The following is a 14486-nucleotide window of genomic DNA, read 5'->3' on the forward strand; positions in this document are numbered from 1 at the left end:
CGATCGGTGAGAGATTACCTTGAGAACTTTTCTGAGATGCGATCGGATAGATAACGGTTGTATAGCGCGATTCCGTGGTGGAGGCGCAACCACAAACTAGTCTATTGACATTCAAGGTCAAGTTAGCGAAAAATTGATAGTAAGACCAGCGTTAAAGTTCATCGGTTGAAAGTATATGGGTAGGTGGCTTGGAAACGTTATTTATATCGATAGAAACCCGAACAATCCAGACGAAGGGTGGGGATGGGTGGAAGTTACAACGGAGGACATGAAACGTTTTGGTATTTCCAACAAACATCCCTTACCAAGAAGCGTGACGAAGACACAAGAAATCACGACTACACGATACGAAGATTCAATCCCATATACAGAAACTTACACCAACACCTATGAAGATTCTGTTCGTCCTCCGTCTAGAGGGAAAGCTGGTGCAAAGAAGTTCACGCTAAATATTGATGGAGAACTTGTGACGATCAGAGCACAAAAGTCTCTAACTATCCAAGCAATCTGTGCATGGCTCAAAACTTGGGCAAGCCCAACTGCGAAGATTGTTACTCCGGGCAATAGGACACATTCTCTAGATGGTGAAAAGTTAGCCCATCAAGCTCATTTCGTTTACTTTATTCTCAACCAAGACAGCAATGCCATCAAAATAGGTCGAGCAAGAGACTTGGCAAAGAGAATGAATGCACTTCAAACGTCTAGCCCAGCTAAGTTAAAGCTAGTCAAATCAGTACAAGTTGAAGGCATTAAAGAAGCTCAAGATTTAGAGCAATCACTACACAGACAATTCAGTGAAATTAGGCTGGCTGGAGAGTGGTTTAAAGCTGAAGCAAATCTTCTGGAGTATATCAGTCAGTTGTGACAGTAGCGACGGCATAACAATCCGGCTGGCTACGAGAGCGATCGTAAGCTTATTCGATGATTGCAAACAAGTTGAATCGAGAGGTTCCACGACGCTTCTCAAACCGTTGCTTGCCGTCGCCACCACGATCGCACCAGGCGAATTTCGTCGTAGCCATAAACGTCGCCCAGGTAATCGCGAATTTGGGTCAGTGAGTCATCGCCTACGGCAGCGATCGCCGCCAAAATTTTGTCTCTGCGATCGCTGACCACCAACTGATCGATCTCCACGGCATAGCCCATCTCTAGCAACTCAGCCAGATGACCCGTCACAGTGTTGAGACGAACATTTCGCTGTTCGGCAATCTCAGCAGGTTTTAAACCCTGGTTAAATAGCTCCAGCGTGTGAAGCTGCGTGTAGGTTGCCTCACTCAATTCGGGCTTAGGTGGGGGAGAAACCGGAGCGCTAGGCGTGGCAAATCGATCGGTTTCAACGGGCAGTCCTTTTTCTGCTCGAAAGTCGCGAATCTCATCCAAAAATGCGTCGCCATATTGGGAAAGCTTACGATCGCCCACACCCGAAATTTCTCGAAACTGAGCGCGGGTTTGGGGCTGCTGTTGCGCCATTAATCGCAAACTCGAATTCGAGAAAATCACGTAAGGCGGCACCGCTTGTTTGTCTGCCAACTGTTTGCGGAGTTTTTGCAGAATCTCGTAAAGTTCTTCAGTCTCTGGTGTGTTGAGATCAGGTGCTTTGGTGACACTAAGTTTCTGCTTGAGTTGAACCACGGCGATATTGACGGTTCGCTGTTTGCGTAACACTTCCCAACTGAGATCATTGAGTTTTAGAACAGAATAACCATCCGTTGCTTCTTCGACTAATCGTTGATGAAGTAGCGATCGTCCCAGCATTCGCCATTCTTCGATGCTGCGATCTCTGCCGATGCCATAGGTTGAGAGTTTGTCGTGTCCGTTTTTAACGATGCGCTCGGCTTTTGAGCCACGCAGCACATCGATCGTGTGCCCCATGCCAAAACTTTGCCCCCGTTGGGAAAAGCGGGCAATGCACGAGAGAAATTTTTGAGCGTCGATCGTCCAGTCTTCGATCGGTTTGGGATAGCGACAGTTGTCACAGTTGCCGCAGTTACCCGGAAAGTCTTCGCCAAAGTAGGCAAGTTGAATGGTTCGACGGCATTCTGTGGCTTCTGCGTAGTTAATGACTCGGCGTAACTGCTGCGTTGCAATTCGCTGTTCGTCTTCTAATGGTTCGCCCGATATCGGATCGACTTTTTGACCGATCAGAAACTCGATCGTCTTAATGTCACCCACGCCAAAATAAAGCGTACAGTGCGACGGTTCACTATCGCGTCCGGCTCGACCTGATTCTTGATAATAGCCTTCGATGTTGCGAGGCAAATCATAGTGAACCACAAACCGGACATCGGGTTTGTTAATTCCCATTCCAAAAGCGACAGTTGCCACCATCACGCGCACATCATCTCGAATGAAGCGAGTTTGATTTTCGCTGCGGGTTTTATTATCTAACCCTGCGTGATAGGGAAGGGCAGCGATGCCGTCGAGCTTAAGTTTTCCCGCAATTTCTTCGACTCGCTTGCGGCTGAGACAATAGACAATGCCTGATCCTTGACTCTGCCGAATTTGCTGCACTAATTCTCGATAAGAATTACTCGTTTTTTGACGAACTTCGTAATACAAGTTGGGACGATTAAAACTCGCAACGTGAACGCTAGGAGCACGCAACTGTAACTGCTGAATGATATCGTGACGGACCCGCTCAGTCGCAGTTGCCGTCAACGCAATTACAGGCACCTCTGGATAGTGTTCACGTAAATAATTTAACTGCCGATATTCAGGACGAAAATCATGTCCCCACTCAGAAACACAATGCGCTTCGTCGATCGCAAATGCCGAAATGCCGACGCGATCGCGAATATGCGGCAACACCGAATTTAGATAATCTTCACTCAACAGCCGTTCAGGAGCGACATATAGCAGCTTGATTCGACCTTCCATCACAGCTCTGCCGCGCGATCGTAGCTCATCTACATTTAAGCTACTGTTCATAAACGTTGCCGAGATGCCATTGTCTTGCAGCAACGTCACCTGATCTTGCATCAGCGCGATTAGCGGCGACACCACGATCATCAATCCCGGTTTCAGCAGTGCCGGAAGCTGAAAGCACAGCGATTTACCGCCCCCGGTCGGCATCACCACAAGCTGATCGCGATTCTCGATCGTTTGCTCAATAATCTGACGCTGACCAGGACGAAAGCTGTCATAGCCAAAGTAGTGTTTGAGCGCCTGCTCTAACGAAATAAAGTCGGTGGTGGCGATTGGAAGGCTGGCTGACATTAAACTCACTCGTGATGCGCTACTGTCATGGTTCCCGTTAAGATTATCTTATTCTCTCAAAGGGAGTAGAGGCAGAAATTGAAGCAACTCGCATCGTATCAGTTTCTACTAAAAATCGTAATACTTCTGATCTAGTTGATGGGAATTTTTGAGCCGCGATCGTCCCTTAAAAAAGCGATCGCTCCCTTTCAAGAACGATCGCCCCTCTAATTTGATTTGTAGGGACATTACAAGTAGTGCCCCTAATGGCGATTAGTAGTCGAAGTCGCCGCCGCCACCCATGCCGCCGCCACCCGCAGGAGCGCCACCATCTTTCTCAGGCTTGTCAACGACAATGCACTCAGTGGTCAGCACCATGCCCGCGATCGAGGCTGCATTTTGCAACGCCGATCGAGTCACTTTTGCAGGGTCAACAATGCCCGCCTCGAACATGTCTACATATTCGTTGGTGGCTGCGTTGAAGCCGACGTTAAACTCTTTCTCGCGCACTTTCTCAGCAATCACTGCGCCGTTTTGACCCGCGTTTTCAGCAATCCGCTTTAGAGGAGCCGCTAACGCCCGTCCGACAATTAACGCACCTGTGAGTTCTTCACCTTTCAGGTTAGCGTTTGCCCAAGTCTCTAACTCAGGAGACAAATGCGCCAAGGTGGTGCCACCGCCGGGAACGATGCCTTCTTCAACAGCCGCTTTGGTAGCGTTGATGGCATCTTCTAACCGCAGTTTGCGATCCTTCATTTCGGTTTCGGTTGCTGCGCCAACTTTGACGACTGCAACGCCACCCGCGAGTTTCGCGAGACGCTCTTGCAGCTTCTCTTTGTCGTAAGAAGATTCGGTTTCATCCATCTGACGACGAATCTGCTCGACGCGAGACTTGACTTGAGATTCGTTGCCTTCAGCCACGATCGTAGTGTTGTCTTTGGTGATCGTGACGCGACGCGCTTGACCCAGCATCTCAAGCTTGACCGCATCGAGCTTCAGACCTGCATCTTCAGTGATCAGTTGTCCACCTGTCAGCACAGCGATATCTTCGAGCATTGCTTTACGACGATCGCCAAAGCCAGGAGCTTTCACCGCTGCCACATTTAACACGCCGCGCAGACGGTTGACTACGAGGGTTGCGAGAGCTTCTTTCTCAATGTCTTCGGCAATGATCACCAGCGGACGACCTGCACGAGCGACTTGCTCTAGCACGGGTACGAGGTCTTGCACCAGGTTGATTTTTTTGTCGGTGATCAGAATGAATGGCGTTTCAAACACCGCTTCCATCCGCTCCATGTCGGTGGCGAAGTAGGGAGAGACATAGCCTTTGTCAAAGCGCATCCCTTCGGTGACTTCGAGTTCGGTGGTCATCGACTTGCCTTCTTCAAGGGAGATTACGCCCTCTTTGCCGACTTTATCCATTGCGCTGGCGATCATTTGACCGACTTCATCGTCGTTGCCTGCCGAGATCGAAGCGACTTGAGCGATCGCTTTAGAGTCTTCAACCGGACGAGCGTGCGCCGCAATTTTTTCGACTAGAAAGACGATGCCTTTGTCCATGCCGCGCTTGAGGGCGATCGCGTTAGCACCTGCGGCGACGTTTCTCAGACCTTCTTTGACCATCGCATGAGCCAAAACGGTGGCGGTGGTAGTGCCGTCTCCAGCCGCGTCGTTAGTTCTGGATGCAGCTTGACGAATCAAGGCAACACCTGTGTTTTCAACGTGGTCTTCGAGTTCGATTTCTTTGGCGATCGTTACGCCATCATTGACGATTTGAGGTGCGCCAAACTTCTTCTCTAGCACAACGTTGCGACCTTTAGGCCCAAGGGTGACTGCCACCGCTTCGGCTAAAATGTCCATCCCGCGCTCTAGGGCACGACGGGCGTTTTCGTTGTAAATAATGCGCTTTGCCATGATGATAATCTGAGGTGTGGGGACAAAATGAGAGGGTTGAATTCAGACAGGATTACTGAACGATCGCTAAAATATCTTTTTCGGACAACAAAACATACTCTTCGCTGCCGAGTTTGATATCGGTGCCAGCATATTTTGAGTAGAGAACTTTGTCGCCAATTTTGACTTCTGGATCTTGACGAGAACCATCGTCGTTGCGCTTGCCCGGCCCGATCGCTGCGATTTCGCCGACCTGGGGCTTTTCTTTAGCGTTGTCAGGCAGGAAGATGCCACCTGCGGTTTTTTCTTCAGCGGCACTGACTTTGACGAAGACGCGATCGCCCAAGGGTTGAACAGTGGACACGCTTAGAGATACGGCTGCCATAGAAATTCTCCAAACTATCTAGATAAGGGATAACAATCGAAATGTCTTGGTGGCTGGAAAGGCAAATCTGAACCGTTGCCTTTTGACCAGCAGCAGCCCAGTCCAGAAGAGTGTGGACACTTAACTGGTTGCTTACGTTTACCATTCTACAGGACTTTGAGCATTGAGTTAGCACTCTCGGCTCCTGAGTGCTAATTTAGCGGAGGTTCACCCCAGATGCAACTTTCTTTTGGGTACGGGTTTCCGAACTGGTGCCAAGCAAAACCCCGTAGAGGCACGACATGTCGTACTCCCACAGCGATCGTCCGATACGATCGCAATTGTTTTTGAAATGGTTATCTGAAGTCTGCGGCGGCTTTCGCGATCGCGCCCAACGGCAACCCTGGCGGGTAAATTCCTTCGTCTTTGATTTGTTTAATCGCTGTATCTGAGATCGGCAAATTCATTTTTTTAGAGAGCGATCGCACCACATCTCCGCGATCGATCACGCCCGAAATTGCCCCAGCAGGAGACAGCACCGTCACACGAGGCAGATTTTGGGTTTCCATCAGGCGAATCACATCAACCAAAGCGGTAGACTCTTGCACCGACGGAATCTCAGACAAGGGTTGCACAATGCTAAACACCGTTTTCACCTCCCACTGACTGCGCTCAATGGCTTGCAGGGAATCAGCATCAACTCTGCCGCGATAACGACCGTCCGATGCCGCAAAATAAACCGGAGCACGAGTCGCACTCAGCAAATAATCATCGGCGAACTGGCGCAGCGTCAGATTAGCATCGACGACCCGAAACTCGCGAGTCATCGCAGCTTCAGCGTTGAGTTTGAGCAGAGCTTCTTGAAGGGCTGTTTGCTGATCGTAAGCTGTGGCATTTTGCACCACAAACCAACCAATCAGCGCCATATAAAACCCTGTAAAGGCTGGAATCGCTCGTCCAAAAACGCCTAGAATTGCTAAGGCGATCGCCAAACTACCCAAAGTTTTGCCCACTCTAGCCGCCCAGTGAACGCCTTGAAAGTGACTTCCAGTGATCTTCCAGACGATCGCTTTAAGCACTAGCCCACCGTCAAGCGGCAACCCCGGAATCAAATTAAACAGTGTCAAGACTAAGTTGATGGCTGCTAACCGCTGAGTCAACACTGCAACCGGAGTGCTATCTCCAGGAAACACTACGGTCAATAGGCTGAGTAGAATAAACAGGCTAAAACTGACGATCGGGCCCGCGATCGCGACTTGAAAGGCTTTACCCGGGGTTTTGGGTTCTTGCTCGATCGCAGCAATACCACCAAAAAAGAACAGGGTAATCGACTTGACCGGAATGCCTTGTGTCTTTGCAATAAAACTGTGACCTAACTCATGCAGCAGCACTGAGGCAAATAAGAGCAGTGCCATGAGTAGCCCAGTGCCCCAAGCGATTGTCGCTCCCCATTCGGGGTGAACTTTTTGGAACACTGAACCATCCGATAAGGTGATCAACGCCAGCACCAAAAACCACGATGGATCGATTAGCAGGGGAATGCCAAATAAAGAGCCTGCACGCCAGCTTGACTGCATGAACGGTTTCCTAACTCAGCTAGACCCAACATTTATTAGAAATGTCAGATTCTCCCTTCAGCATAGATGATCTCAATGTTAGAAAAACGAGATGAACAGTCAGGGCACTGCACTGTTATGCCCTGACGAGGCTCTGTCGTATCGGTTCTTAGAGAACGCCTGCGTTGCTCAATCCCAAAATCACGCCTGCTCCTAAGACGTGTCCAAAACTCATGGTGGCTAAAAGCTCAGGAATGCCAAAGCCTTCAAATAGAGCAGGGTTGTTAACAGGCAATTTAGGCCCGGTGCCGCGATTTTTGATAGCGGTTCGCCCGATCGCCACTGCAAACAAACAGCAAAGGGTCATTGTTAAGCCAACAAGCGGCGACCATTCAACCGTTCGGGACGTTACCCCTAGTAAAGTAGAGTAAATCAAGAATTTTGCTCCTGGTTCTAACTGGACAAGTATAAATACTCAGTGATTATAGAATTTTGAGTTTCCAGTGTCGAGATTTGAGCGAATTCTGATTTAAAACTTAAACTTGCAAAAATCCGACAGATGAGTCTACGAGTCAAAATTTGCGGCATCACTCAAGCAGATCAGGGACGTGCGATCGTTCACTTAGGGGCAACAGCTTTAGGATTTATCTGCGTCGCTGACACTCCTCGCTATGTTTCGCCTCAGCAGATTCGAGCCATTGTGGATCGGTTACCCAAAGATTTGACGACTGGGCAGTCGATCGATCGAGTCGGGGTGTTTCTCGACGCATCACTGCCAGAAATTTGTCAAACAGTGGCGATCGCAGGACTAAATAGCGTCCAGCTTCACGGCAGCGAGTCGCCAGAGTTTTGTCACAAACTGCGATTCGCGTTGCCTGACGTTGAAATTATCAAAGCTTTGCGGATCAGGGTTCCTGAAGCATTGAGTCAGGCAGATTTCTATCAGGGTTGGGTCGATGCCTTGCTGCTAGATGCCTATCACCCTACGCTCTCAGGTGGCACGGGTGAAACGCTGGATTGGTCAACGCTGCGATCGTTTCGTCCCCGATGTTCCTGGCTTTTAGCAGGTGGACTCAATTCTGAGAACGTCTTAGATGCATTGTCAGCCGTGACTCCAGACGGAATTGACTTGTCTAGCGGCGTTGAAAATGCCCCAGGTGACAAGAACCTGGAGCAAGTTGCAAAATTATTTGAGCAGTTGAGACAGATTTACCAGAAAGAAGGCTGATGACGAATCAGATTGAGGAACTCTTCACGCGTTTTTTGATCTTCTTGAAAAACGCCGACCATCGCACTAGTGACCGTCCAAGAACCGGGCTTTTGCACCCCACGCATTACCATGCACATGTGACTTGCCTCCATCACGACGGCAACCCCTCTCGGCTCCAAAATTTCTTTAACCGCCTCAGCAATTTGTCGGGTCAGCCGCTCTTGCACCTGCAAACGACGCGAATACATCTCGACGATTCTCGCCAGTTTGCTCAACCCAACCACCTTTTGGTTTGGGATATAAGCCACATGCACTCGACCCATAAAGGGCAACATGTGATGCTCACACAAACTGAACGCATTGATATCGCGAACCAGCACCATTTCATTATGACCTTCGTCAAAGATGGCACCATTCACTAACTCTTCTAACGAGGTGTCATAACCACTTGTCAAGAACCGCATCGCCTCAGCGACTCGCTTTGGTGTCTTTAACAACCCTTCTCGATCGGGGTCTTCACCCACGCCCAACAGCATCGTTCTCACGGCAGCCATCATCTCTTCTTGACTAATCTCAGATGGAGAGTGCAGTTTGGCTTCTTGACCATTGAGAGTGTTGCGATCGGGTCTCGGTTCTATGTTGGCAACCTTAGCAGGAGACAAATCAGAGGTGTTTAAACCGTTCGGGGAAGCAGTAGTCATGATAAATCCAGTTAAAGTTTGTGAAGTAAAGAACGAACAACGCCCAAAATCGACGCGCAGCTTAAAAAGTGCCAGCGTTGGGCATCAAAATTAACTCCTCAACCACAGCTTGATGAGGCACAAGCGTTGCGTAGAGAATGGATTGGGCGACAACTTCTGGGGTCAACATCATCGAGCGATCGAAGTCAGCGTTAACGGTGTCGGTGTCCCAAAGGGAGGTGTTGACCGAGCCAGGAGACACGGTGATCACCCGAATGCCGTTGGCACGCTCTTCTGCCGCCAGAGTTTTTGACAACGCCAGTAGACCAGATTTGCTGACGCAATAAGCGCCCCAGCCGGGAAACGTCTGATGCGCGGCGATCGAGGCCACGTTAATAATCGTTCCCTGCTTGCGCTCACGCATTCTTGGCAACACTCCCTGAATGCACTGCAAAACGCTGGTCACGTTGAGATCGATGACTCGCTGCCAGTCGGTGAGTGACATCTCCATCAGAGAGCCTGTGTAGCCCATGCCAGCGTTATTGACGAGAATATCAAGCGGGCTAAACTCAGCCGCGATCGTCTCAATCTGCGATCGCACTTGAGCGACTGCTGACAGGTCGATCGGATAAATTTGCACCTTGACACCAAATTGACGGGCGATTTCTGCCACTGCTTCTAACTGAGGTTGAGAGCGGCTCACCAATGCCAGGTGAATTCCAGCTTCAGCAAACGCGAGGGCAGTTGCTTTGCCAATTCCGCTACTCGCGCCAGTAATCAGGGCGCGTCGTTCTGAGTTGAGGGTCATGCAATACTCGTGTTAACTCAAATGTGAGCAGGCGTTCTGAACGTTAGCTACTAACTTTAGGCAACTCGCTTATAAAGAAGATAGAAACGAGGATACAAGCCGGGACATTAGCGCACCAAAAACAACAGAACACCGATAAAAACGAAGAACTCTCTAAGCGTGGTTAAACCTTTATTAGAGCCGTTTGAAGAACTCGGTCGCCACCTTCGATCATAGTCCTCACTAGAGCTAAAGCATCAGTTCTAGCGAAGACCCACAAATTGAAGAATTGTAAACAATTGTTACATTTAATTATGTTAACGCAAAAAGGAGAGTTTTCTCTCAGCAGCTCATTCTCTTCTGGTCACGCCGTCACTTCTGCAAACACGCCAATGCTCCGGAACTTTTGATAGCGAAGTTCGCGGCGCTGTTGTCCACTCATCTGATCTAATTCGCTGAGATTTCTGAGAATGGCTTCTTTGAGAATCTCAGCCGCCTTTAATGGATCGGAATGGGCACCCCCGATCGGTTCTGTTAACAATTCGTCTAAGATGCCTAAACCCATCAGATCGGCTGCCGTAATTTTTAACGCTTCGGCTGCCTGATGCGCTTTTGCCGCATCGCGCCAGAGAATTGCAGCACAGGCTTCTGGCGTGGCAACCGTGTAGACAGAATGCTCAAACATCATCAAGCGATCGCCCACCCCGATGCCCAGCGCACCGCCTGAGCCGCCTTCGCCAATCACAGTGCAGATAATCGGCACGTCTAGCCGAAACATTTCTCTGAGGTTATAGGCGATCGCTTCGCCTTGCCCTAGTTCCTCGGCACTCAAGCCTGCATAGGCTCCGGGAGTGTCAATAAACGTCAGAATCGGCATCGAAAACCGATTGGCATGTTCCATGAGTCGCATGGCTTTGCGATAGCCTCCAGGCGATGCCATGCCAAAGTTGCGCGTAATGTTGTCTTTAGTGTCGCGCCCCTTTTGCTGACCCAACATCATCACGGGTCGCCCATCTAGACGCGCTACGCCGCCCACGACTGCCGGATCGTCATAGCCGCCGCGATCGCCGTGTAGCTCCATCCACTCGTCGCTGATCGCCTGAATATAGTCAAAGGTGCTGGGTCGTCGCGGGTGTCGGGCAACTTGCAGACGCTGGGCCGCCGATAAGCTGCTAAAAATTTCTTGACGAAGCTGCACTGCTTTTGCGTCAAGGTGACGAATCTGTTCGGTCACATCGACATCATTTTCTTCCGCAAGCTCACGAATTTGAGCGATGCGGGATTCTAGCTCTGCGAGGGGCTTCTCAAAATCGAGGAGAATCGGTTTGCGATCGGGGGTAGACATAGCTCAGGGGCGCTTCGCGTTTAGTAAAAGTTCAAGCTGATTAAGGAGTCGAGCTTTCTAGTATCGCACTCAGCATGGGTTGTCCAAGGTGTGAAGACTAAGCTCTAGCCTACCGACAACCCACAGAGATCACAACTCCTAATGCCCATTCATCGTAATCTTTTCTTTATTGGCCTGATAGTTTTCAGCAATTCGTCGTTCGGGGTCAACGCCGCTAAAAGTAGGGGGCAGCCAAACCCGCACAATTAACAGCAGCGCCATTACCATCAAAAACGCACAGGTTGCTAATACTTGAGTCCATTCCACTTCTAAGACTCCACGCACGATTACTTCTCGCAAAACTGACACGATCGCCACTTCAACCGCTACGCCGATCGACACTCGTTGTTCTTGTAAATAAATAATCAGCAGTCGAAATAGCTCAACCAAAATCAGCGAAAACAAAATGTCTGCGGTGACTTCTCGAAAATTTAGGGGAGGCAGCAGAGAAATAAACAAATCTCTAAGCTGAACTACCATGACGCAAAACAAACCAAGGCACAAAGAGACAACAATTCCATCTTGAACCGTCTCTAAAGTCCGAACTAGATGACTCCGGTTCAGCGTCTTAATCCAGGAAGTTGAGGAGGATTCTGTAGTCTGCATAAAGGATAAGTCTCGATCGCTGGGCAGTTCTATTTAACAATGAGCCAAACTTATTACACAAGTCTTTAACTATCAGTTTATTCAATGATTCTCATTGTTAGACCACTTGGGTCGCTCAAATACAAAACCGGGGTGAACTCTCTGATCCACCCCACACAAACCCTTCTGGACGTTGCTGAATCACAGTATAGACCCCTGAATTTACCCTCACCCTAGCCCTCTCCCAAAAGGACAGGGGACAAGAGTTCTATCTCTCTCCCAGGGGAAGGGTTAGCGAGAACTTCGCCCCACTGCGTGAGGAGGGCAATTCATCTCTGTATTCAGCAACGCCCAATTCTATTTAAAACTTCTAAATCATTTCAGAAGGTTACATCGACATCATTTTCTTCGGCAAGCTCACGAATTTGAGTGATGCGGGATTCTAGCTCTGCGAGGGGCTTCTCAAAATCGAGGAGAATCGGTTTGCGATCGGGGGTGGACATGGCTCAGAGTCGCTTTGCGTTTGGTAAAAAATTCGGGCTGATCAACGAAGACTTGAGTTCTCTAGTATCGCACTCAGTGAAGGGTGTTTTGGGTGTGAAGACTGAATTACGCTTTTAGGATCGTGGATTAAATAATATCGGTTACTTGCAGCGTCAACGTGCATGGCAATGCTGTGCCCTTACAAAAATTCCGGCTTTACACAGCTATGTGAAAGATCCTGATAGTACGTGGCTGGAGCTAGTGGAGTATCGCGAAGCTTACGCATTTTGGTAGGTGAACGAGGCTGCTGAGAAGTTTTTAACGTGCTAGATTAATTGCGTGAAGATCGAAGGATATTGGGTCAGGCTATGAGCTTTAACGATGTAGTAGAAGCAATTAGAAGCCTCTCACTTGAGGAAAAGCAAGACATACAAAATCTCATGACTCAATACCTAAGAGAGGAGCGACGAGATGAGCTATACCAAAGCTACCAGAAGAGCCTCCTCGAAGAGCAGAATGGTGAATTGAAGTTTTCCTCAAATATTAATGAATTAAAGCAACTGATCGAAGAGTGAAGATGGAATGTACTGGACTTTATTCAGGGAGACGAACCTGCGTTTTGCGTTGAGTAATGCAGGTTGCCTTCAGAAGAGTTAGACTCTGACTCTCGAAGGCTACACACTCGTTTACTCGGCTTGACAAGGCTGAGATTTTTCCTTGCTGCAAACGAGTTGAAGCTTCGTTAAACGCTGGCTGAAAGCTTTGAAGCCAACTTTTGTTGAGCAGATATTCAGGGGTGAAGGCGGTGCGATCGAGCAACCAAAAATCAATCCCATATTTCTCGATCAGTTGCTGAACAAGTGCCAAGTCTGGACTGTATTGAGCCTGAATCAACTCGATACTTCGCTGACGAATCTGGCGATAGTAACCTAGATGAAAAGGGAGGGCATATTCTTTGCCGATTAAGACCGATCGTCGCGCAAATGTCGGAATACTATTTGCCTCATCTGAGAGGGTTGCAACCAAGCTATCTTGAGGCTGCTTGTGTAGGAATTGATAGAGCGCTCCTTCTCCAGAGATTCGATAGTTTGTGGCGGGGAAACTGGGCGAAAAGCTTGGAAATAGAATCAGTAACGCCCCGATTAATCCGGTTAATGTCAGTCTCCAAAACAAGGGTTTCCAACGGTCAGCCCTCGCGAGTTCTTCGCACTTGAGAAGCACAGCGTCTAGCAGGACGGTCAGCACAATGGCAGCGGCGATCGCCAAAACAATTCGCCAGGTGTGGGTGGTGTATCGAGTCGGAAAAAACAGCTTGAGCAGCAGCGCGTGAGCCGCAAGAAACAGTCCCAGAGACGCTAGTGCCGTTTGAGCTAAGACTACGACTTCACGGTTAAGCCGTTTGATTAATGGGAATCGAGACAGATTTTGAGCCACGATCGGCAACCCTAACCCTACCCAAATCAAAGGTGGTAACAACGGAGGCAGAATGCCGCTATGCTGTCCGGTCAGCCAAAACCGCCAGAGATTGGGATCAAAATAAGGATGCCGTCCACCAGGATACAGTTCTGGCATAGTCAGTGCTTCAGCTTTGGTGACGATCGGGTTAAACTCCGCCGACAAAAAAGCATAGGGTAACAGTGCCAAAAATCCTAATCCTGCTGCGAAGACAAAATCGGGAATGCGTTCTCGATGAAGATGCCAGTGATCCCAGTTCCACAACCGTAGAAATAGGACTGCGATCGTAATCAAAACTAAGGGTGGATAAATTAAGGCTTGCAGGACGATCGTGATCATCACACCGAGCCGAATATGATGCAGCAAATAATATAAAAACGCTAAAAATAACGGATATACAAACGCTCTAGGAGTCGCAGAACTTAAGTCATCTCTAAACCATAGGCTTTGATTGAGCAACAGCATCGCGATAAAACCAGTCATCGGAATTGGGAACAGTTTTAAACAAACTCTAAACCCGTAAAGAGTCGTCACAACACCAATCACAATCGGCAAAATTTTACTCAGCAAGAGTGGCTGAATACCGAGGTTTGCCATCAGGTGATAAATCGCGGCATATCCAGGCGGCGTAATCGATTTGAAGTAGTCTGCAATCAAATCGTGAGGGAACAATGTTGGATCGACAAATTGCTGCATCCAAAACACATACTCTCGCGCATCGTCTTGAACAACGTATTCGGCTCTAAAGGCTTTTTGCAGCCCTAAACTGCCGTAATAGAGTGCGAATCCTAGACTTAGACTTAGCCAAAGTAAGATCGATGTAGACCGTTTGGAGCGATCGCCAACCTCATCGATCGGAGTGGTCAAAAGCTGGCGCAAGCGAGAGATTATCAT

The 14486-nt window shown here is 49.0% G+C and carries 14 protein-coding genes; 3 read left to right on the top strand and 11 right to left on the bottom strand.

From position 1 onward, the window contains the following. The first annotated feature begins 175 nt into the window (after positions 1 to 175). Positions 176 to 865 carry a GIY-YIG nuclease family protein gene (locus C7B65_RS11240; RefSeq protein ID WP_073071965.1) on the top strand — a complete coding sequence of 230 codons (690 nt, stop codon included), beginning with the start codon at positions 176 to 178 and terminating at the stop codon, positions 863 to 865. 98 nt (positions 866 to 963) lie between these two features. On the opposite strand, the gene recQ is transcribed toward C7B65_RS11240, so the two are convergent. The 5 genes from recQ to psaK form a co-directional block, all read right to left on the bottom strand. After that, entirely contained in the window at positions 964 to 3216 is a 2253-nt protein-coding gene (gene recQ, locus C7B65_RS11245) for a DNA helicase RecQ (RefSeq protein WP_073071967.1), read from the bottom strand. A 252-nt stretch (positions 3217 to 3468) separates the two neighbouring features. Further along, positions 3469 to 5109 carry a chaperonin GroEL gene (gene groL / locus C7B65_RS11250; RefSeq protein ID WP_073071968.1) on the bottom strand — a complete coding sequence of 547 codons (1641 nt, stop codon included), beginning with the start codon at positions 5107 to 5109 and terminating at the stop codon, positions 3469 to 3471. Between the two features lie 52 nt (positions 5110 to 5161). Beyond that, positions 5162 to 5473, bottom strand: a complete 312-nt coding sequence (gene groES / locus C7B65_RS11255) for a co-chaperone GroES (RefSeq protein ID WP_068816558.1) — start codon at positions 5471 to 5473, stop codon at positions 5162 to 5164. 335 nt (positions 5474 to 5808) lie between these two features. Further along, complete coding sequence (locus C7B65_RS11260; RefSeq protein ID WP_073071970.1) at positions 5809 to 7029, bottom strand: site-2 protease family protein; 1221 nt, start codon at positions 7027 to 7029, stop codon at positions 5809 to 5811. Between the two features lie 148 nt (positions 7030 to 7177). Further along, positions 7178 to 7444 carry a photosystem I reaction center subunit PsaK gene (gene psaK, locus C7B65_RS11265; RefSeq protein WP_073071972.1) on the bottom strand — a complete coding sequence of 89 codons (267 nt, stop codon included), beginning with the start codon at positions 7442 to 7444 and terminating at the stop codon, positions 7178 to 7180. A 123-nt stretch (positions 7445 to 7567) separates the two neighbouring features. Between psaK and C7B65_RS11270 the strand changes: the two genes are divergently transcribed. Beyond that, positions 7568 to 8236 carry a phosphoribosylanthranilate isomerase gene (locus tag C7B65_RS11270; RefSeq protein WP_073071973.1) on the top strand — a complete coding sequence of 223 codons (669 nt, stop codon included), beginning with the start codon at positions 7568 to 7570 and terminating at the stop codon, positions 8234 to 8236. Here the strand turns inward: C7B65_RS11270 and folE are convergent. From folE to C7B65_RS11295, 5 genes are all read right to left on the bottom strand, one after another. Further along, the gene (gene folE, locus C7B65_RS11275; protein WP_073071975.1) at positions 8218 to 8919 is read right to left on the bottom strand and encodes a GTP cyclohydrolase I FolE; all 702 of its coding nucleotides are present in this window, start codon (positions 8917 to 8919) and stop codon (positions 8218 to 8220) included. The two genes, C7B65_RS11270 and folE, sit on opposite strands and share 19 nt — an antisense overlap. 61 nt (positions 8920 to 8980) lie before the next feature. After that, positions 8981 to 9706, bottom strand: coding sequence for an SDR family oxidoreductase (locus C7B65_RS11280; protein ID WP_073071977.1), 726 nt, complete (start codon positions 9704 to 9706; stop codon positions 8981 to 8983). Positions 9707 to 10049: 343 nt separating this feature from the next. Continuing rightward, the gene (locus C7B65_RS11285) at positions 10050 to 11030 is read right to left on the bottom strand and encodes an acetyl-CoA carboxylase carboxyltransferase subunit alpha (RefSeq protein WP_073071979.1); all 981 of its coding nucleotides are present in this window, start codon (positions 11028 to 11030) and stop codon (positions 10050 to 10052) included. A gap of 138 nt (positions 11031 to 11168) precedes the next feature. Continuing rightward, positions 11169 to 11675, bottom strand: a complete 507-nt coding sequence (locus C7B65_RS11290) for a phosphate-starvation-inducible PsiE family protein (protein ID WP_073071981.1) — start codon at positions 11673 to 11675, stop codon at positions 11169 to 11171. Between the two features lie 359 nt (positions 11676 to 12034). Further along, positions 12035 to 12157 carry a hypothetical protein gene (locus C7B65_RS11295; protein WP_317615817.1) on the bottom strand — a complete coding sequence of 41 codons (123 nt, stop codon included), beginning with the start codon at positions 12155 to 12157 and terminating at the stop codon, positions 12035 to 12037. Between the two features lie 348 nt (positions 12158 to 12505). Here C7B65_RS11295 and C7B65_RS11300 point away from each other — a divergent pair, with 348 nt between their 5' ends. Further along, a complete protein-coding gene (locus C7B65_RS11300; RefSeq protein ID WP_073071983.1) occupies positions 12506 to 12712 on the top strand; it encodes a hypothetical protein in 207 nt (68 codons plus the stop codon). A 19-nt stretch (positions 12713 to 12731) separates the two neighbouring features. Here the strand turns inward: C7B65_RS11300 and C7B65_RS11305 are convergent, their stop codons facing one another. Then, positions 12732 to 14486 (bottom strand): hypothetical protein, encoded by a 1755-nt coding sequence (locus C7B65_RS11305; RefSeq protein WP_073071985.1) that lies wholly within the window; start codon positions 14484 to 14486, stop codon positions 12732 to 12734.

The sequence above is a fragment of the Phormidesmis priestleyi ULC007 genome (genome assembly GCF_003003695.1).
Taxonomy (GTDB): domain Bacteria; phylum Cyanobacteriota; class Cyanobacteriia; order Leptolyngbyales; family Leptolyngbyaceae; genus Phormidesmis_A; species Phormidesmis_A priestleyi_A.